The organism is Streptomyces sp. MK37H (assembly GCF_018035285.1).
In the GTDB taxonomy this organism is placed as follows: domain Bacteria; phylum Actinomycetota; class Actinomycetes; order Streptomycetales; family Streptomycetaceae; genus Streptomyces; species Streptomyces endocoffeicus.
On record NZ_JAAAYH010000153.1, the window covers coordinates 1 to 18,503 of the forward strand.

General features: G+C 69.4%; 19 protein-coding genes. 8 read left to right on the forward strand and 11 right to left on the reverse strand.

Translation table 11 applies throughout. The annotated features are described in order from the left end of the window. The first annotated feature begins 191 nt into the window (after window positions 1-191). The 3 genes from GWI24_RS21730 to GWI24_RS21740 all read left to right on the forward strand — a co-directional run bounded on the left by GWI24_RS21730 (window position 192) and on the right by GWI24_RS21740 (window position 2,505). Window positions 192-629 carry a glutaredoxin domain-containing protein gene (locus tag GWI24_RS21730; protein ID WP_210947586.1) on the forward strand — a complete coding sequence of 146 codons (438 nt, stop codon included), beginning with the start codon at window positions 192-194 and terminating at the stop codon, window positions 627-629. A gap of 321 nt (window positions 630-950) precedes the next feature. Further along, window positions 951-1,307, forward strand: coding sequence for a hypothetical protein (locus GWI24_RS21735; protein ID WP_210947587.1), 357 nt, complete (start codon window positions 951-953; stop codon window positions 1,305-1,307). 100 nt (window positions 1,308-1,407) lie between these two features. Next, window positions 1,408-2,505: a hypothetical protein gene (locus GWI24_RS21740; protein WP_210947588.1), complete on the forward strand. Its 1,098-nt coding sequence runs from the start codon at window positions 1,408-1,410 to the stop codon at window positions 2,503-2,505. A 221-nt stretch (window positions 2,506-2,726) separates the two neighbouring features. Here the strand turns inward: GWI24_RS21740 and GWI24_RS21745 are convergent, their stop codons facing one another. Then, window positions 2,727-3,686, reverse strand: coding sequence for a zinc-binding dehydrogenase (locus GWI24_RS21745; RefSeq protein ID WP_210947589.1), 960 nt, complete (start codon window positions 3,684-3,686; stop codon window positions 2,727-2,729). 247 nt (window positions 3,687-3,933) lie between these two features. Between GWI24_RS21745 and GWI24_RS21750 the strand changes: the two genes are divergently transcribed. Genes GWI24_RS21750 through GWI24_RS21760 form a run of 3 tightly spaced genes read left to right on the forward strand, consistent with a single transcriptional unit; the run spans window position 3,934 to window position 6,628 of the window. Then, on the forward strand, window positions 3,934-4,668 hold the full coding sequence (locus GWI24_RS21750) for a hypothetical protein (protein WP_210947590.1): 735 nt from the start codon (window positions 3,934-3,936) through the stop codon (window positions 4,666-4,668). A gap of 20 nt (window positions 4,669-4,688) precedes the next feature. Next, complete coding sequence (locus GWI24_RS21755) at window positions 4,689-5,954, forward strand: sensor histidine kinase (RefSeq protein WP_210947591.1); 1,266 nt, start codon at window positions 4,689-4,691, stop codon at window positions 5,952-5,954. Continuing rightward, on the forward strand, window positions 5,951-6,628 hold the full coding sequence (locus tag GWI24_RS21760; protein WP_210947592.1) for a response regulator transcription factor: 678 nt from the start codon (window positions 5,951-5,953) through the stop codon (window positions 6,626-6,628). The genes GWI24_RS21755 and GWI24_RS21760 overlap by 4 nt, the downstream gene beginning before the upstream one ends. A 32-nt stretch (window positions 6,629-6,660) precedes the next feature. Here GWI24_RS21760 and GWI24_RS21765 read toward each other — a convergent pair whose 3' ends face one another. The 4 genes from GWI24_RS21765 to GWI24_RS21775 form a co-directional block, all read right to left on the reverse strand. Continuing rightward, window positions 6,661-7,461 carry an inositol monophosphatase family protein gene (locus GWI24_RS21765; protein ID WP_210947593.1) on the reverse strand — a complete coding sequence of 267 codons (801 nt, stop codon included), beginning with the start codon at window positions 7,459-7,461 and terminating at the stop codon, window positions 6,661-6,663. Between the two features lie 57 nt (window positions 7,462-7,518). After that, window positions 7,519-7,848 (reverse strand): deoxyxylulose-5-phosphate synthase, encoded by a 330-nt coding sequence (locus GWI24_RS45435; protein WP_247616698.1) that lies wholly within the window; start codon window positions 7,846-7,848, stop codon window positions 7,519-7,521. Window positions 7,849-7,969: 121 nt separating this feature from the next. Further along, the gene (locus tag GWI24_RS21770; RefSeq protein ID WP_210947594.1) at window positions 7,970-8,524 is read right to left on the reverse strand and encodes an AAA family ATPase; all 555 of its coding nucleotides are present in this window, start codon (window positions 8,522-8,524) and stop codon (window positions 7,970-7,972) included. A 104-nt stretch (window positions 8,525-8,628) separates the two neighbouring features. Continuing rightward, entirely contained in the window at window positions 8,629-9,762 is a 1,134-nt protein-coding gene (locus GWI24_RS21775) for an NAD(P)/FAD-dependent oxidoreductase (protein WP_210947595.1), read from the reverse strand. A 111-nt stretch (window positions 9,763-9,873) separates the two neighbouring features. Between GWI24_RS21775 and GWI24_RS21780 the strand changes: the two genes are divergently transcribed. Next, complete coding sequence (locus GWI24_RS21780; protein ID WP_210947596.1) at window positions 9,874-10,032, forward strand: hypothetical protein; 159 nt, start codon at window positions 9,874-9,876, stop codon at window positions 10,030-10,032. Window positions 10,033-10,043: 11 nt separating this feature from the next. Here the strand turns inward: GWI24_RS21780 and GWI24_RS21785 are convergent, their stop codons facing one another. The 5 genes from GWI24_RS21785 to GWI24_RS21805 all read right to left on the reverse strand — a co-directional run bounded on the left by GWI24_RS21785 (window position 10,044) and on the right by GWI24_RS21805 (window position 15,363). Beyond that, window positions 10,044-10,988 (reverse strand): class I SAM-dependent methyltransferase, encoded by a 945-nt coding sequence (locus GWI24_RS21785; RefSeq protein WP_210947597.1) that lies wholly within the window; start codon window positions 10,986-10,988, stop codon window positions 10,044-10,046. After that, window positions 10,985-12,094, reverse strand: a complete 1,110-nt coding sequence (locus tag GWI24_RS21790; protein WP_210947598.1) for an NAD(P)-dependent alcohol dehydrogenase — start codon at window positions 12,092-12,094, stop codon at window positions 10,985-10,987. The genes GWI24_RS21785 and GWI24_RS21790 overlap by 4 nt, the downstream gene beginning before the upstream one ends. Next, window positions 12,091-13,500, reverse strand: a complete 1,410-nt coding sequence (locus GWI24_RS21795; protein WP_210947599.1) for an aldehyde dehydrogenase family protein — start codon at window positions 13,498-13,500, stop codon at window positions 12,091-12,093. The genes GWI24_RS21790 and GWI24_RS21795 overlap by 4 nt, the downstream gene beginning before the upstream one ends. An 8-nt stretch (window positions 13,501-13,508) precedes the next feature. Beyond that, entirely contained in the window at window positions 13,509-14,285 is a 777-nt protein-coding gene (locus GWI24_RS21800; RefSeq protein WP_210947600.1) for a (5-formylfuran-3-yl)methyl phosphate synthase, read from the reverse strand. 178 nt (window positions 14,286-14,463) lie between these two features. Continuing rightward, a complete protein-coding gene (locus GWI24_RS21805) occupies window positions 14,464-15,363 on the reverse strand; it encodes a LysR family transcriptional regulator (RefSeq protein ID WP_210947601.1) in 900 nt (299 codons plus the stop codon). 85 nt (window positions 15,364-15,448) lie between these two features. On the opposite strand from GWI24_RS21805, the gene GWI24_RS21810 reads away from it, so the two are divergent. Further along, window positions 15,449-16,429 (forward strand): DMT family transporter, encoded by a 981-nt coding sequence (locus GWI24_RS21810; protein WP_247616699.1) that lies wholly within the window; start codon window positions 15,449-15,451, stop codon window positions 16,427-16,429. A 173-nt stretch (window positions 16,430-16,602) separates the two neighbouring features. On the opposite strand, the gene GWI24_RS21815 is transcribed toward GWI24_RS21810, so the two are convergent. Continuing rightward, a complete protein-coding gene (locus GWI24_RS21815; protein WP_210947602.1) occupies window positions 16,603-17,643 on the reverse strand; it encodes a vWA domain-containing protein in 1,041 nt (346 codons plus the stop codon). Window positions 17,644-18,503 lie beyond the last annotated feature (860 nt).

The following is an 18,503-nucleotide window of genomic DNA, read 5'->3' on the forward strand; positions in this document are numbered from 1 at the left end:
GGCTGTCTGCGCGGGCGGCTGAGCACCGCGTCCGTGCTGCCGCTGTACTACTTCACCGCCGGCGACCGGCAGTGTGATCCCGCCGCCGTCCTGGACCGGATCGACACCGGCGAATGGGCTGACCCGGCATCGCTCCCATGACCGTGTAGCCCCCGCGGCCAGAGGCCGGCACACCGATAGCCTTGGCCGCTATGACGCGTGCTTGGATCCTGCCGACAGTCCTCGTGCTCTGCGGCGCAGCCCTCGCCACTGGGCTGATCTCCAGCGGAAACCCTGGCACAGCCGTAGCGCTCCTGCTGGTGTTCGTACTGCTCGCAGGCGTGAACTCGCCCCTGATCTTCCCGAGGTCGATCAGCGCACCGGAGGCACAACGCCGCAGCGCGGCAGACGGCCGTCCAGTCGTCTTCTGGCGGCCGGGCTGCGCGTTCTGCCTCCGCCTGCGCATCCGCCTGGGCCGCAGCGCCTGCCAGGTGCACTGGGTCAACATCTGGCGTGACCCGGATGGAGCGGCAACGGTTAGGGCGGCCAACGACGGTAACGAGACCGTACCGACCGTCGTCGTGGCAGGCCGGCCACACACCAACCCCGACCCCGCATGGGTACGCGAACGGCTCTCCCGTTCGGCGTGACCGTGGGCGGTGCCGCAGACCGCGTCCCACCGCGTCCCAGCGGTGCGTCCTTGGAGGCGGTGTCGCCGCAGGTCAGCGAGTGGGACGTCCCTCGAATGCCTCAATCCGTCGCGGGCCCTGGCAGATGACCGGACGGGTCGGCAGTCTCGGTGCTGAGGGTCGGGCGGCGCGGTCCACTCCGCGCCGCCCGACCACAGATGCAGACGTTCGCTTCTGAAGGGACTTGCTGACGTGGCCGAACCTTCGACGTCCCCGTCACCGGCGCCCGGCACCCCACCGTCCCCGGGCACTTCCAGCGGAACACAGCGCAGCCCACGACCGGTGCCCTCGCCCAAACCCCAGCCTTCCCCGCATCCCGTTCCGCCGTGGGGCGACGCGCCGGATCTCCGGGTCAGCCCGCAATGGCTGGAGGGCCGGGCGGGGTACTGCGACGACGCGTGTGAAGTGCTGTGGCGGATCCTGGGACCTGCCAAGGAGGCCTTCGACGCACTGGGAAGGGCGGCTCCCGGCTGGAGCTTCGTCGACAGCATCGACGAGATGGAGGGGCGCTGGAAGAAGCTCAACGGCTTTGTGCGGCAACGTCTGGGGACGGCCGCCGACAATTTCCGGCTCAGCGCCGGCGAATACGACCGCGTCGAGCAGGACCGAAGGCGTGATTTCCGCCAGATCGGCGGCTGAGCGACATGCTGACCGGACATATACCTGTCCGTGTTGAGACGCACTAATGTTGAGACGCACTAATGGGGGGGCGGAGCCAATGATCAGCATCTCGGAGCTCATGCAGCTCGACATCAACGCGTTCGAAACCTTTGCGGACAGCTGGGCGGCCATCCACCGGAAGATCCAGTCGACGCGGACGGAGTTCCACGACGACGTAGTACGCCCAGTTCACTCGGAGCACTGGATCGGTGAGGGCGGCAAGGCCGCACAAGGCTACTGCAACCGTATTCTGCTCGATGTCGACGCGCTCGACGCAGAGGTACGCGGTCTGCGCAAGTACCTCGACGAGACGGCTGACGGGGCCATCGGACGTGGTGGAGCCAGTGGTCTTGAGGGCCACCGGCAGGCGGTAGTGGAATTGCAGCAGCAGGTCCTCAACGCGGGCATGACGGTAAGCGATACGGGCGAGGTCCGCTGGTCGGAAGTTCGCACGCCAGGACCGCTGTCACCCAGCGACAAGCAACACATCGCCGAGCGGAACAGCACGGCCGCACAACTGGAGCAAAAGATCAAAGCAGAACTGTCGGCGGTGACCGAGATCGACCAGCAACTGGCTCGCGACCTCAAGGTCATCTTCGGTACGCCGGACAACTTCGAAACGGAGAACCGGAAGTACGGGATCACCAACCCGGGATTCGATGACTGGTTGACGTACCAGAAGCTGAAGGCTGTCGAAGCGGGCATGCGGAGCTATGAGGGCTGGCCCAACGCATCAGCGCTCCTCCACCACTACCTGGAGGGGAACGGTGACCCATATCAGATCGACCCGGCCACCATGCTTGCCGATATCCCGCAATTCCAACGAGATCTCAACGGCACTCTGGACGGCGTACGCCAAGGGGCGGACGGTAAATTCACCACCCCCTGGACGACGACGGCACCCCGGACCTCCGACGGCGGGAAAAGCCTGGACTGGTTCTACGCGCTCAACCACTTCCAGTACCGCACAGTCGGCGAGAAGCGCGATGGGCGCATCACTTACCACATTGAGGTCCAGAAGCGATACGACTGGGGTATCCCCAGCGAGCATCGCAGCAATGTCTCGGGTGCGGGTATCACATTGGAGCAGGCCGATATCGCGCACCTGAACACCAGTGGCATGGCGCGCGACTTCGATGTCCACGGCCGCTCTGGTGAGAGGACCGAACATGGATAGGTCCGACCAGCGTAATCCCGTGCGGCGCTGATGGCCGCTTCGACGCTGTCGACGAACGTGAACGGCGCTGTGCCGGCGTGCTCGACGTCAATCCCTTCGAGGCCCTACCCGACCCCGACACGGGCTCGGACGAGGCCAAGGACGAGGCCGAGGCGATCCTGGGCTCGCGGCCTCGGTCGCTGCTGAGCTGACGGAGAGTGTCAACGCTGAGGAGGCCGGGGTCAGCCCCCGGGGCGGGTGATCAGGCGGCCGCGGACCTTGCCGTGGCGGAGCCGGTCCAGGCCCTGGTTGAGGTCGGCGAAGGGGATCTCCTCCACGATCGGTTCGATCCGGCCGTCCGCGATGAAGCCCAGGACCTGTCGGTATTCGTCCTTGCTGGCGCCGTAGGAGCCGCGGAGCTGCACACTTTTACGGATGAGGCTGCCGTTGGAGAAGGTCGTGGTCTTGGTGCCGAGGCCGACCATGACCACACGGCCGTGGCGGCGTACGGCATCGATCGCGTCGGATGTGGTGGAGCCCACGCCCGCGAAGTCGATGATGGCGTCGGGCCGCAGGTCCGCCAGCGCGGCGGTGTCGGTGAAGCATTCGCGGGCACCCGCCGCGTGGGCGGCCTGGAAGGTGTCGGGGTTGATGTCCACGCCGTAGACCGTGGCCCCCGCGATCACTCCCGTACGGACTCCGTTGAGGCCGAGGCCGCCCAGGCCGATGACAGCGATCACCTCGCCCGGTTTGGCCTGGGCTTCGGTGCGGACCGCGTGGTAGGCGGTGACGACGGAGTCCGTGGCGACGGCCGCATGGACGGTGGAGACGTTGTCGGGCAGGGGGACGAGGGTGGAGGCATGGGCCACCAGGCGTTCGGCGTAGCCGCCGTCGACGCCGATGCCCGGCGCGTAGGACGCCTGGACCTGCGGGTGCGCGATGATCGCGACGGCCACGCGGTCGCCTGTCGCATAGCCCTCCACGCCTTCGCCGAGGGCGGAGACGGTGCCTGCGACCTCGTGGCCGAGAGTGAAGGGCGGCCGGCAGATGGGCTCGATCAGGCCGTCGATCATATGGACGTCGGAGTGGCACAGCCCGGCGGCCTCGACGTCCACCACGACCCAGCCCGGATCGGCTACCGGGTCCGGCAGTTCGGCACTCTGCAGCGGGGCGCCCTGTGCCACGTACCGGAATGCCTTCATCGATTACTCCCAAGGCTCGTCGACTGAGGAACCGCCGCAGCCTATCGCCGTGTCAGTTTCCGCCTGTGAGCGGGCCGTTGGCCGGTGACCGGGTGAATCTCAGTGGCGGCCCCTGGCCGCGACTCAGTGATGGTGAGGTCGGACCAGGGGCCGAGGCGCGCCCAGGGGAGGTACGACCACGGTCCGATCTGGAAGTGTGGCCCGGGCTCCGACGACGTGGCGTGTGCGGTGGCGACATCGTTGCCTCATGACCGTCACTTCTTCGTCAATCGCCGCGCCGCAGGCTCTCTTTCCGGGACGCTGGGTGGGCGGCGCATCCCTCGTGGTCGGGCCCTTGCTGGTGCTTGCCGGTGTGCTGCTCCGGGTGCGCTTCGGCTTCTTCTTTCCCGCGCAGCTGAGCGCCTACGAGCGCCATCCGGATCTCATGACGGCCTCTTACAGTCTTGTTGCGGCGGGGTGGGTGCTGCTCTGGCCGGGAGTGGCGCTCCTGGCCGCCCGGATCGGTGCGCGTTTCCGGGAGCTGGCTGTGTGGGGTGGTGTTCTCACGGTCCTGGGCCTGTTCGCCCGGGCCTTTCACGCAGGCGTGGACCACGCGGACTTCCAGCTGGCGACCGCCCGGGGTGCGGCGTCGGCGGCCCGCACCGTGAGCGAGACCTATGGCGCTTTCCATGTCTTCAGCGCGCTGAACGCCGCCATCATGGGCGGCTGGATCCTGCTGGCCATCGGCGCCTACCGCGCACGGGTGCTCGGACGCCTGCGTGCGGTGGCCCTGGGCCTGGTATCGGTGATGCCACTGGGAGTGCTGAAGGGGACGACCGCGTGGTCGGTCGCGGCTGCCACAGGGCTGTGCGTGGCGCTCGTACCGCTGGGCGTGGCCGCATGGCGTACAGGGCCAACGCCGCGGGCGGCCACGGTCGTCGGGAGACTTGTGCTGGTGTGCGTGGTGGGCACCGCGATGTTCTGCCTCGGGCAGGCGGGATGAGCGCTCGGTATTGTCGTGCGGTGCGCATTGTGCGGTGGCGCCCGCGGACCGGGCCGCATCTGCTGGCAGTCGACGCCTGCGTGGCGGGCGTGGTGACGGCCGCGTATGTGGCACTGGCCGGGCACGGCGGGTCCGACGGCCTGCCCGGGTTCTCCGGCCCGGTGTGGGCGGGCTGGCTGGTGGCGACGGGTGTGGGAGCACCGCTGGCCGTCCGGCGTCTGTGGCCCCTGCCTGCCCTGGCGGTGGTGCTGGGCGCCACGGCAGCGGCGACGCTCCTCGACATCACCCGCGACCCCTACCTCTCCACCGCCCTGGCCCTCTACGCGGTGGCGCTCCTGGTACCGCCCCGCCGGGCCGTGGCGGCGCTCGCACTGACCCTGGCCGTCTCGGCGGCCGCGGTCATCACCGGGGAGGCGGTGCTGACCCCGTCCGGGCCGTGGCCGGAAGCGGTCGGAACCGCGGCGTTGGTGTGGCTGGTGGTCGGTGGCGCATGGGCCGCGGGCCGTGCCGTACGTCAGCGGCGGGCCCGGGCGGCGCGGCGGGAGCGGCGCCTGGCCGAGGAGGCGCTGGCCGAGGAGCGCCTGCGCATCGCCCGGGAGTTGCACGACATCGTCTCGCACAGCCTCAGCGTGATCGTCGTCAAGGCGTCCGTCGCCAACCACGTGGCCAAGGAACGCCCCGAGGAGACACGGGACGCCATCGGCGCGATCGAGCGGACCGGCCGGGAAGCGCTGACCGAGATGCGGCGCGCCCTGGGCATGCTGCGCGGCGACACCGCCACACCGCACACGCCAGATGCCGACGCCGGACCGCACCCGCCAGGTGCCGGTTCGGCGCAGTTGGCACCCCCTCCCGGACTGGACGACCTGCCCTCCCTGGTCCGGCGCGCCGAGCAGGCGGGCATCCGCACCAGGCTCCGTACCCGGCTGGCGGCGGACCTCCCCGCGGGGACGGCACTCACCGCCTACCGCATCGTCCAGGAGGCGCTGACCAACGTCGTCAAGCACGCCGGCGACGGAACGCACTGCGAGGTCACCATCACCGCCGACTCGCGCGGCCAGGTGCACATCGAAGTGGTCGACGACGGAGCGGGGAGGGCGCCCGTGTCCGGTCGAGGGGACCTCAGGGGCGGTCACGGACTGGTGGGGATGCGGGAACGGGTGATGATGTACGGGGGGACACTTCAGGCCGGGCCGCGGCCCGGCGGCGGGTTCGCCGTCTCGGCCCGTCTCCCGGCCGAACCCGCGCACGGCACCGTACCGGACCGAAGGGAGCCGACCGCGTGACCGAACCGATCCGGGTCCTGGTCGCCGATGACCAGTCCCTGCTCCGGGGCAGCTTCCGGTTGCTCATCGACACCGCGCCCGGGCTGACCACCGTGGGCGAGGCCGGCACCGGCGCCGAAGCCGTCGAGAGCACCCGGCGGCTGCGCCCGGAGGTGGTGCTCATGGACATCCGCATGCCCGGCATGGACGGGATCGAGGCAACGCGGCACATAGCCCGGTCGCCCGAGACAGCTCGGACGAGCATCCTCATCCTGACGACCTTCGACCTCGACGAGTACGTGTACGGCGCGCTGCGGGCCGGGGCAGCGGGGTTTCTGCTGAAGGACACCTCGCCCGAGGCCCTGCTGGCCGGCATCCGCACCGTCGCCGCCGGAGAGTCCCTCCTGGCACCCTCGGTGACCCGGCGCCTGATCGCCGCGTTCGCCCGTCTTCCGCACGCCTGCCCGGCGCCCGGCTCCTCGCTGGAGAACCTCACGGACCGCGAGCGAGAGGTTCTGCTGCTGGTGGCCCGCGGCCTGTCCAACACCGACATCGCCGAATACCTCCACCTCAGCCACGGCACCGTCAAGACACACATCGGCCGGCTGCTGAGCAAGCTGGAAGCGCGCGATCGTGCGCAACTCGTCATCACCGCCTACGAATCAGGTCTCGTCACGGCGACCAGCGGCTTCTGACCAGCCCCGGCGAAACCCATGCGGTCACCGCGCTAGCTTCGGCTGCGCGTCATCGACATCAGCAGCCCGTGGGTCTCGTCGTCGGCGGCGACTACAAGCCCACGGCCCGCCTCGCCTATCGGGGCACCGTCGAGTCCGGTGACAACGCAGCCGGCGGCCCGGCACAGGGCGATGCCGGCCGCGAAATGCACGCTCCTGGAGAGGGCGCCGCCATCGGTGACATACGCGGCGCGCTTGCCGGCAGCGACCCAGGCCAGCGCCAGCGTCGTGGATACGACGCGCGGCCGGAAACGTGCGACGAACTCAGGGTGGGCCAGCAGATCCACGGCCCGGAACCCGGGCGCACTCGGGAACGGCGGATCCAGGTTGACGTCCACCAATCGGGTAGCGGACGTGGGCGTCAGCGGCGCGTCGTCGGCCCCGTCACGCCGTACCCAGGCGGTCTCCCCGTCGGTGAAGAAGACCTCGCCGCTGAAGGGGTCGGCCACCGCCGCCGCCCCATCGCACAGCGCCACGTTGACGGCCACCAGCATGTTGCCCACGGCGTAGTTCAGCGTGCCGCACAGGGGGTCCACCAACCACTGGCGCACAGCGTCGGCAGCGCCCTGCTGCCCGCCTTCCTCGCCGAGCACCGCGTCATCGGGCCGTGCGGCACGGATGACGCCGAGGATCGCCTTCTCGGCCTCCACATCGGCGGCGGTGGCAAAGTCCCCGGCGCCCTTGTCGATGCGGTTGAGCCGCCGTCCGTACATGTCGCGGACCACGTCCGCGCCTGCCCGCACCCCGGCTATCGCGACCGCGGCATCGTCGGAGCTCGCGTATGAGTTGGTCATGCCGCGCAGACTACCGAGGCGAAACCACCGCCCCGGCGAACCTTCACGGTCACAGCACTACGGAAGCTCGCGGCGGACGAGCGCCTGGCTGAACGGCTCCCCGGTGGTTCGGGCGTATGCCATCCGTTCGCGTACCTCGTGGAGTGTGCGCGGGCGGTATCCGGGGCCTCCGCAGCAGCTCTTGTGGAATCGCACGCCTGCGTGGAGCAGCACGGAAAGCACCCTCCACCCCTCCTTGTCCCGCCGGCGAGGGGCAGCGAAGGCGGACCCCACGTGGATCATCGGCTTCGCGCAGCGCGGGCACAGCCGGTCGTGGTCACCGTGGTAGGGCTGCTTGTACGAGGCCCGGCATGGCAGACACACATACGAGGTCTTCGCGGGAGGCATGCGCTCAGGCTAGGTGGCTCGGCCATCGGCGGGCGACAGGTTTTCCTCCGCAGGCGGAGCGTGCGGCCGTCGGGGCTGGAATGCCGACCGTATCGACACCTCCGCTCGCGGCGAGGAACTGTCAGGGGCTGCTTGCGGGGTGGTGCTCGGCCCAGCCGGTGGCGGTCACCACCTCGCGCGCGATATCCACGACGGCACGCCCGTCCGTCGCCACCCGTACGGTCTCCGCGGTGGCCTGCTGGTCCAGCAGCCGTGCCTTGCGAGCACTGCCTTCCAGTTCCTGCTCGAGCTCCGAGCCGAGTTCCCGGCGCACCAGCCGCTCTCGGGCGGTGGCATCGGAGGCGGTGAGCAGAACCCGTATGATCCGTGTCCCCGTACCCATAGCGCGCTCGAACATTCCCGTGGACTCAGGCAGCACACTCACGGTGTTGGTGTAGATCAGTCGGCGGTAGCCGCGTCGGGCGAAGTTCGCCCACACGGCCGTCAGGTTGCTTTCGGTGATATCCGAGCGGTGGGGATCTCCCTCCGGGGCCGGATGGACCTGCCCCATGAAGTCACCATCTATGACCGCGTGCGACACGGCTGCGGCCCGCAGTACGGCCGATACCTCCCACCCCACCGTTGTCTTGCCGACTCCGGCCCGCCCTCCGATGAGCAGTACTTCCGCGTGATCCATGGGGGCAGCCTGCCATCACACATCCGTCTGAGGCGATCCGATATCGGTTGGCCACGTATCTCAGCGCGGGGAGTCGTTTCGAGGTGAGTGTGGGAGTCGGCGGCTCACTGGGTCCACTCGCCTTCGGTGAACATGTTGATCAGGCCGTGGGGTGCGTCGTCTCCGTAGAACAACTCGTGGACGTAGATGCCTTCGGTGGCGGCGGCAGCGCTGCGGGGGAACATGGCCTGCTCGTATCCGGTGAGCGCGGTCTCGACGTCGTCAGGGTGTGCGGCGAGGGCCTTGCCGAGTTCGGCGGCGTCGTACATGGCCAGGTTGGCGCCCTCGCCGTTCGGGAGCGAGAGGTGGGCGGCGTCGCCGAGCAGGGTCACCCCCGGCACCCGCTCCCACCGGTGCTCGACGGGCAGGGCGAAGAGGGGGCGCGGCACCGGGGCGGTGTCGCCGTCGGCGATCAGCGCGGTGAGTTCCGGTGCCCAGCCGGTGAACTCCTGCGCGATCCGTGCGGTGGCCGCGGCGGAATCGGTGAAGTCGATGTCCGCGAACCAGTCCCGCGGCCGGGCGAGCATCACGTAGGTGTGCAGGGTGCCGCCCTTCTCCCGGTGCGCCAGGAATCCCTTGCCCGGCGCGAGCGCGAACAGCGACCCGCCGCCGACCGCTTTCGCGCCGGCCGGGTGGCGGGTGTCGGCGTCGAACAGGTAGGTCTCGACGGCCGACATGCCGATGTACTCGGGGGTGGCGTCGGACAGCAGTGGCCGGACTCGGGACCACACGCCGTCCGCGCCGACCAACAGGCCGGTGGTGACGGTGGTGCCGTCGGCGAAGGCCACCTGGTGGCGGCCCTCGCCGAGGGCACGGGTCCCGCTGACCTTGCGCCCCCACCGGACGGTGTTCGCCGGGAGCGAGTCGAGGAGCATCTGCCGCAGCCCGCCGCGCAGCACCTCGGGGCTGTCACCCGTACCGTCGTCGGCCTTCTCGAACAGGACGGCCCCGTGCCGGTCGAGGACCCGTATCGCCTGGCGGCCCTCCAGAACGAGGCCGCGGAACTCGTCCGTCAGGCCGGCCGCCTCGAGAGCCGGCTGTCCGCTGTCCTCGTGGATGTCGAGCATCCCGCCCTGCGTGCGCGCCGTCGCAGAGGTCTCCGCCTCGTAGACGGTGGCCGGGATGCCGTGAACGTGCAGGACACGGGCGAGCGTGAGGCCGCCGAGTCCGGCACCGATGATGGTGACGTCAGTGGTCATGGTGGTCCCTTGCTGTCGCACGCCTGCCGGATGGGCGCCCGGCAGGATCGGTTTGAAAGGTTCCAGGCCCCGCCGACCGGTCACCGACAACGGACCGACAGCCACCGATGTGTGACCGACACCGTGGCTTTCCGCCCGATCACCCAGTTCAAAGCGCTGACCGGCAAGGGAAGGCTCAGCGCACTATCTGACGAGGTAAGCGACTTCCGCACGGGCGACACCCCGCTGCGCCGGGAGGAGAGGACGGCGGGCGGGGGAGCGGCGTGGTGATTGCGGGCGGCTCACCCGCGCACCAGCGCATCGCATGGCAGGGGCGGCAGTGTGCGGGGCTTGTGGGCGAATACCCATCGGTTGCCTGCCAGTGCGTCGTTGTGTTCGGGGCGTGGGCCGCGTCCGTGCTGGCGGGTGTAGTCGAAGGGGGTGTGCACGGTTGTGGTCCAGCCCTTGCCCGCGAGGTCGCCTGCGGAGTCGGGTCGTGGTTCTCGGTTGAAGAGGTTGAGCAGGTCGATGCCGATCTGGTGTTTCGTCGCGGTGTAGAGGGGGCTGTCGCGGTATTCGAGCAAGTCTTTGTCCAGTTTGACCTCGAACGCCAGCGTGCTTCCTCCCGCGCTCAGCCGGTCCACCGTGTGGATGAGGTTCGTCTCGGAGGTGTTGGGCAGGTAGAACAGCAGCCCTTCGGCCAGCCAGGCGCTGGGTGCGGCTGTGTCGAAGCCGGCGTCGGTCAGTGCTGTGGCCCAGTCGGCGCGCAGGTCGAGGGGGATCGGTACGCGGGCTGCTTTCGGGGTGGTCGGCAGTCCGCCGAGGACCTTGTGCTTGAACTCCAGCACGCCTTCCCTGTCGATCTCGAAGATCACACAGCCGGGAGGCCAATCGAGTCGGAACGCCCGCGAATCCAACCCCGCCCCGAGCAGGACCACTTGGCGGGCTCCCGCCGCGCGCACCGATTGGAGGAGGAAGTCGTCGAGGACCCTGGTTCGCAGGCCAAAGTAGCGGGCGAAGCGTCCCCATAGCGGGTTCGCGTCTCCGTCCGCGACCTGGTGTATGCGCACCGGCCAGTCCGCGGAGGCCGGTGCGGCGTGGACGAAGTGCTCCGCGTAGATGTCTTGTGCCAGGCTGTCGTGGCGATGGGTCTCGATCGCCCGGGCCGCGGCGACCATGAGTGCGGTCAGGCCGACACCCCCTTCCACGCCTTCCACACCGGTGTTGTGATGCGCTGTGTCGGTCATGTGTCCTCCGTTGGCCCCGCGGGAATCAGGACGGGTTTGACCACGCGGCCCGCGTCGCAATCGCGTTCGGCTTGGTTGATGTCGGCGAGGGGGTAGGTGCGGATCAGCTGGTCGAAGGGGAACCGCCCGGCCTGCCAGAGCCTGGTCAGCCGGGGGATCAGCAGTCCCGGCACCGCGTCCCCTTCGCAGATGTGGGAGATCCTCCGGCCCCGGTCCAAGGTCCCCGGTTCAAGTGGCAGTGGGGTGTGGAGGCGTGCTACGAGGCCGAGGTGGCCGGTCGGGCGCAGGGCCCGCAGGGCGTTGTTGATCAGCTGAGGGGAGCCCGTGGTGTCCAGTGCGTAGTGTGTTCCGCCGTCGGTCAGTTGCTGGATGCGGTCGGGCAGGTCGGCCGATGCGGTGTGCAGCGGGATCGCGTGGAGCCGCTCGGCGAGGGCCAGCCGCTCGGGGTGCCGGTCGACGGCCACGGTCACCGCTCCGGCGGCGGTGGCGGCCATTACCGCGGCCAGGCCGACCGCTCCGGCGCCGTAAACCGCGATGGTGTCGCCGGGGCCCACACCGAAGGAGTGGAAGACCGCTCCGGCGCCGGTGAGGAAACCGCAGCCGAGCGGTCCGAGGAGTTCGACGGGCAGTGTGGGATCGACCCGGACGGCGTTGCGGGCCGGGACCATCGCGTATTCGGCGAAGGAGGACTGGCCGAACCAACGGGGTGCCAACGCGCCTCCGTCCGCGTCGGTGAACCGCGCCGCGTGCTCCTTGCGTCCTCCGAAGAGGTTGAGCGTGGGGAAGGAGTCGCAGTAGGCGGGGGCCGCGCCCATGCAGTTCCGGCAGTGTCCGCAGGAGTCGAAGCTCAGAACGACGTGGTCGCCGGTGCTCAGGCCGGTGTCCGGGCCGCCTGTCTCCACCACGACTCCGGCTCCTTCGTGGCCGAGCACCGCCGGGAGCGGTGTGCGGCCGGCCGAGTGCCGGACCGCGAGATCGGTCCGGCACATCCCACAGCCCGCGATCTTCACCAGGACCTCACCGTCACCCGGCCCCGCATGCAGCATCACCTCCTCGAGGGTGAACCGGCTCTCGCAGGAGCGCAGTACCGCCGCGGCGAACCTCATCCGCACACGTCAACCGGACGGTGCACGACGAACGGGCTGAGGTTGCCATACAGCCCCCACGGCCCGCCCGCCACGCCGACACCGCTGTCCTTGATGCCCGCGAAGGGCTGGGCGAGGGAGGTTTCGGCGTGGTGGTTGATCCACGCTGTCCCGCATTCCAGCCGGCCGGCCACCGCCTCGGCCCGGTCCAGGTCGGTTCCCCAGACCGAGCCGCCCAGCCCGAAGCCGGTGTCGTTGGCCGCTTCGATGGCTTCGTCGAGGCTGACGTACGGCAGCACCGGCAGGACGGGGCCGAACTGCTCCCGCGTGACCACGGGGCTGTCGGGCGGGACATCGGCCAGGATGGTGGGGGCGAAGAAGTAGCCCGGGCGGTCCAGTCGGTGGCCGCCGGCCACGGCTCGGGCACCGTCTGCCAGGGCCCGGGCCGTGCAGCGCTCGACACGGGCCAGTTGAGGGGCGTTGCTGACCGGGCCCAGCTGCGAATCGGGGTCGAGGCCGGAACCGACGACGACGGTCTTCGCGCGCTGCGCGAGGGCTTCGACCACCTGGGCGTAGAGCCGGGCCGGGGCGTAGAGGCGCTTGACCGCCATGCAGACCTGCCCGCAGTTGCGGAACGCCGCCCAGAACAGCCGGTCCGCTATCCGCTCCACCTCCACGTCCTCCAGCAGGATGGCGGCGTCGTTACCGCCCAGTTCCAGGGTGACCCGGGCGAGCGAGGCGGCCGCGGCCCGCGCGACGGCCCGTCCGGTGGGAACCGAGCCGGTGAAGGTCACGTGGCGGATCCCCGGATGGGAGGCGAGGCGGGCGCCGAGCGGTTCGCGGCCGGTGACGATGGTCAGGACGTCCGGGGGGAGGGCCGTGGAGAGGACGGTCGCCAGCAGCCGTGTGGCGAGCGGCGTGAACGGGGAGGGCTTGAGCACCATCGTGTTGCCTGCGGCGAGCGCGGGCGCGAACTTCGCCGAGGCGAGCTGGAGGGGAAAGTTCCACGGGACGATCGCGGCGACGGGCCCGAGCGGTCGCCAGCGGATCTCACTGCGTACGGGCCGGTCGTCTGAGATCGGCTGGGTTTCGGGGTCCAGCTCGGCGAAATAACGCAGGCGTGCCGCCGTGCGGGCGACCTCCGCGTACGACTCGGCCAGGGGTTTGCCCTGCTCACGGGTGAGCAGCGGGGCGAGGTCGGTCCCGGCCTTCTCCACGGCGTCGGCTGCCGCGAGCAACGCGATGGTGCGGGCGGCGGAGTCGGCGCGCCAGCTGCGCCAGGCGGCGTGGGCCCGGCCGACGATGACGTCCAGCTCGCCCGGCTGCTGGTCGGGGGCCTCGTCGAAGGCCTCGCCCGTGGCCGGATCGAGGACGGCGAAGCACCCGCCGCGGGTCCCGGGCGTGCGAGGGGGCGGGCTGGTCGGCATACCGGCGGTCAGCCCGCGGTGGCGACGGACGCCGCGTGTTCCTGGACGTGCCGGTCCATCTCCGCCCGGAAGGCGGCCACCAACTGCGGCTTGATCCTTCCCTTGTCGCGGTCGCCTCCCTCGCAGACCGCGCCGCGCACCCCCACGATGTCGGTGCCGATGCGAGTGAGCGCGCCGAGGTCCGCGGCTTTGACGCTGCCGGCGAGGGCGGCGCGCAGACCGGCCTCGTGGGCCTGCCGGACAAACTCCGCGCAGAGGTCGGGCGGAACGTGGTCGAACAGTCGTGTCCCGTCTTTGATCGCGGTGTCGAGCATGGCCGCATCACAGCCGGAGCGGCGGGCGATGTCGGGCAGCGCGAGCGGGTTGACGCAGCCGATTCGGTGGGCATCGGCGTAGCCGGAGGCGACGACGAACGCGTCCGGCTGGTAGTCCTTCACTGCCCGGACGACCCCGCGCATGACATCGATGGCCTGTTCGGGCGTCGTGCATCCGTAGAGGCCGACCTTGATGTAGGTGGCTCCGGAGACCGCTGCCCCGAGTGCCGCCTGGGCCACCGTGCCGGGCTTGTAGGGGACGTCTCCCACGGTGGCGGAGACCGGCTTGTCCGCCGGGACCGCGTCGCGGATCTGCCGGATGACCCAGGGGAAGTTCGCGCCGAGCGAGCCCTCGTCGGGCTTCTTGACATCGACGATGTCGAGGTGTTCCGCGGCCTTCGCGCAGTCGAGGGCCTCCTCGACGCTGTCCGGGGAGATGAGAAGCAACAACGTGGCTTCCTTCCACCGCATGCCACCTGCCCAGGGGGGGGCAGGTATGCGGAGTCGTGTGGATCACGCGCGGTCCGCTCATCATTGCCGCGTCCCGTGGCCCATGGCAGGGCGCGCGGAGTCCGGACGGATCACTGCCATGACGTTCCGCGCCCCCAGCGCACACCGTCCACGCCGGTAGCCGGTGCGGCGATCGAGACTATGCGCTCTGCGCCGATTGCCGAATGATCAGGTCGGTCAGCAGGGCCAGCGGAGGCCAGCTGTCGCGACCCCGGCGGGCGACGGCGAAGGCGCGCAGGACGACGTCCGGCGCGGTGAGCGGCACCAGATGGACACCGGGCAACATGGAGGTGCCCATCGGCAGCAGCCCTACGCCCATTCCTGCCGCGATCATGCCCTGTACGAGGTCGAGGCTGTCCGCCTGGTGCGTGAGGTGGGGGGTGAAACCGGCCATGGAGGCGAGTGTCCGGATGACGGTCTCGTCACCGGTGTTGCGCGAGTTGCCGATCCAATCCGCCGTGCGGAACCAGCGGAAGACCTCCGGGGCGCCCGGTGCTGAGGGACGGGCGGCGTGGTCAGGAATGCCCAGACCCCAGGGAGCGGTCCACAGGGGGGTGATCACGACCGCGGGGTCCGGCTCGGCCGGTGCCAGGTTGTAGTCGTAGGTGAGCGCGAGGTCAGCCTCGTCGTTCGCCAGCAGATGGAGGGCTTCGGCGGGTTCGTGCTCACGGACCAGGATGCTGAGCTGAGGATGGCTTGTCGACAAGTTGCTGATGATGGGCAGCAGTTGGGCTCGGATAGCCGTGGCGAAGCCTGCCACGCGCACCGTGCCGGTCGGCGGGGCGTCGGGACTCAGGTCCCGCTGTGCGGCCTCGACCGCCGCAAGGATCGTCACGGCGTGTTCCGCCAGACGGCGGCCCGCCGGGGTGAGCCTGACCCTGCGCCCATGCGGCTCGATCAGTGCCGTGCCCATGTCCTGAGCTAAAGCGGCGACCTGCTGAGAAACCGTCGAGGTGGTAGTGCCGGTGGCCTCGGCCACGGCGCGCATCGAGCCTCGCCGGGCCAGCTCGGCCAGCATCTGCAGGCGGCGTGTTTCCATTCCCCCCATTGTCCATGAATCCCGAACGAATCATTTGGGATCGACACGTGGACGTGAACGGTGTCGAGGCTCTGTACTGGAGCCCATGAACGCTCCCGAACCGCCCGAGGCTCTCCCCTCCCGTCGCTCGCGCCATGCCGGCGCCGGTTTCTTCATGGCTGCCACCGCGATGTGTACCGTGCAGCTCGGATCGGCTCTGACAGTTCCGTTGTTCGGACAGCTCGGCGCGCTGGGAACCGCGGGGCTGCGCCTGGGCTGGGCGGGGCTGATTCTGCTGGTCGCCGTCCGCCCCCGGCCTCGTGATTTCAGCTCCCGGGATCTTCTTGCCTGCACGCTGCTCGGTCTCGTGACCGCCGGAATGATGGTCTTCTTCATGCAGGCGATCGCCCGTCTCCCGCTGGGAACCGCAAGCGCACTGGAATTCTTGGGACCGCTCACGGTCTCCCTCTTCGGGCCGAGGAAGGGACGCCTGATCTGGGCGGCCGCGGCGGCGACCGGCGTTGTGCTGCTGACCGAGCCCTGGCACGGCGGCGCCGACCTTCTGGGGGTGGGGAGCGCGCTGCTCGCCGCGGGGTGCTGGGCCGCGTACATTCTGCTGACCCAACGGGTCGGTGATCGTGTCACCGGCCTGAAAGGGCTGGCTGTCTCCATGCCGGTCGCCGCGGTGGTGGGGCTGGCCATCGCCTCCCCGGACCTCGCCGAACGCCTCACCTGGTCACCGCTGTGGACCATGCTGGCCCTGGCGGTGCTCAGCCCTGTGATCCCCTTCGCTCTCGAGTTCCTTGCCCTACGTCATCTGACCACGTCCGCGTTCGGCACTCTGATGAGCCTCGAGCCCGCCATCGCTCTCATGGTCGGTCTGCTCGTTCTCGGCCAGCGCCCCGGGGCGGCCGCGACGCTTGGCCTGGTTCTCGTGGTCGTGGCGAGCATCGGCGCCACCCGCGCCGGCGCCCGTCCCGCGGCATCCTCCCAAGAGGCATCAGCTTCCTGGAATGAGCCTGGCCCGGAGCCGGTACGACGCGATCAGGACCGGGCTGCCGTCTGCCAGGGCAGCCATCCGCTGTGATCCGACGGGCACGGCAAGCCGTCCCGGGCACTGGATGAGTCCAAGCGCCGTGTGGGCAAGCTTTCCACGCGGCTTGCCGTGTCCGGCCGGTCGACCTCGGCGGCCTGCCGAACCGGGGGAGGCCCCGCCAGTCGGACGACAAGCGTCGTCGGACCGGCGGGGCCTCCAAGGCCTCATATCATGAGCAGCAGCCGCGTGTGCGGTACCAGCTTCCGGTTCACGCTGGTGCTCTGCACGAAGATCGTGAAGTCGTCGTTGCGGTCCGGATTGACGCGAACTTCCGTGTCCGGCAGGCCGAGCAGGGATCGGGCCTCCGGCCCCGTGTACACCCGGTCCGTCTTCTTCTCCAGCACCGCGATCTGCTTCCGCGCCTGGATCTTCTCCGACTTGCTCAGCTGATAGAACGCACAACCGGTACGGAAGGTGTGCCCGCATTCGATGACCCATTCCCGGATCGCCGCATCGCGAGCCACCGGAATCAGCTGGTATTTCGACGGGTCCACCGGGGTGAGGCCGGCCGCCTTGATGGTGTCCTTGTTGACCGCCTCCGCACCCGTGGAGAACACCGCCCGCGATCCCCGGATGCCCCGGGCTCGGCCCACCATAAAGTTCTCGGTGGCCTGCTGGATAACCTGCCCTGCCTCCTCCAGACCCTGTGTGCTCGTGGCGTCCCAAATGGCGATGTTGTCCTTCGGGAAGCCGCACTGCATGGCCTCGCGCTTGCCCATCTGGTCCGGCACAAGGACGGCCAGCGTCCAGTTGTCCTCCTGCGTCTCCATCATCTTGGCCACGGCCTGAACCAGTTCACGCGGACTTTTGGTAAGGGCATCCGGGCAGCGATGACTCGCGTTCTCCTGGCCGTCCGTCAGCACGAACGTCAGGAAGCTGTGGTCGCCGTACAGTTGAGCGGTCTGCGCAAGCTCCCGCTGCGACTTGAGTGTGGCCGCCAGCAGAGCCGTCATTCCACCGACCCGGTAAAGCTGCTTCAGGGACGGCATCCGCAGCACGTCCTTGTCGTAGATGACGCACTCCACCTTGTCGGCGAAGACGTACACCGTAACGCGGGTTTCCTGGTCCAGTTCCTTCGATCGGCGGGCCAGATACGCAATCTGCTGGTCGGCGACTTCGACGACCTTGCCGCGCAAATGCGACATGGACGAACTGGCATCCAGCACAAGAGCAACGTGATTGATGTAGTTCTGGTCTCCGGACATGACCGCGCCCCCTCTTTTTCCTTCTCGATGCTCCTACCTTCTCACCCACCACTGACAATCGATCTTGGACTCCGATGGGTGGGACCTGGTGCCGTGCGGGCGAGTGAAGCGGCGTCAGGAGAAGAAGCGCACGTAGTCGAAGCGTGCGGTAACCCCCCTACCGGCCAGGGAGACGAGGCGATGGACGGGTCGGAGCCGGCGGGCAGATGCCAGACCCCACCCAGATGTAGTGCTTCCCCGCCCCGACTCGTGGCCGGCTGGAATCTGTGCTCGCCGGTCTTCGGATCGACGGTATGGCGCAGCCGCAGCCACATGGTGTCGGCCGACGGGCCCAGCCGCATCTCCGGCCGGCCGTCACGGTCCCGGCCGGTCCACAGGAAAGCCTGCCGTGACGGGCCGGTCCGTGTCGGAGCCAGATGGATCGAGTCCTCCGGGCTCTGGAAGGCGATCATTCCGGCCTGGCTGCGTCCGTCGGGAGCGTCGCTGATCGGGAAGCGCAGCTTGGTCTCGACCGTGTAGGTGCCGGTCGGAGCGTCACGAAGCAGCGCCGATGCCAATGTCCCCCTGCCGGAGAAGTCGGCATCCTGCGTCGGCCATACGTACTGGCCGTCGGCGACCTTCCCGTCGGCGGAGGAGCGGACCCTGCGCAGCGACGTGGAGGCCGCGCCCGCCGGTCGATGAAAGCGCCTGAGCTCGCCCGGACCGATCCCGGTCTCCGGCGTTCCCCAGGTGCAGCAGGGGGATATCACCAGCGAAGAGCCGGGGGACAGCCGGAGCGCGGCACATCGGTGGCACCTCTAGCGTGACGACCTATGAGCACGCCGTACCGAATTGACCGGAACAACGCCACGCGCCGGAGC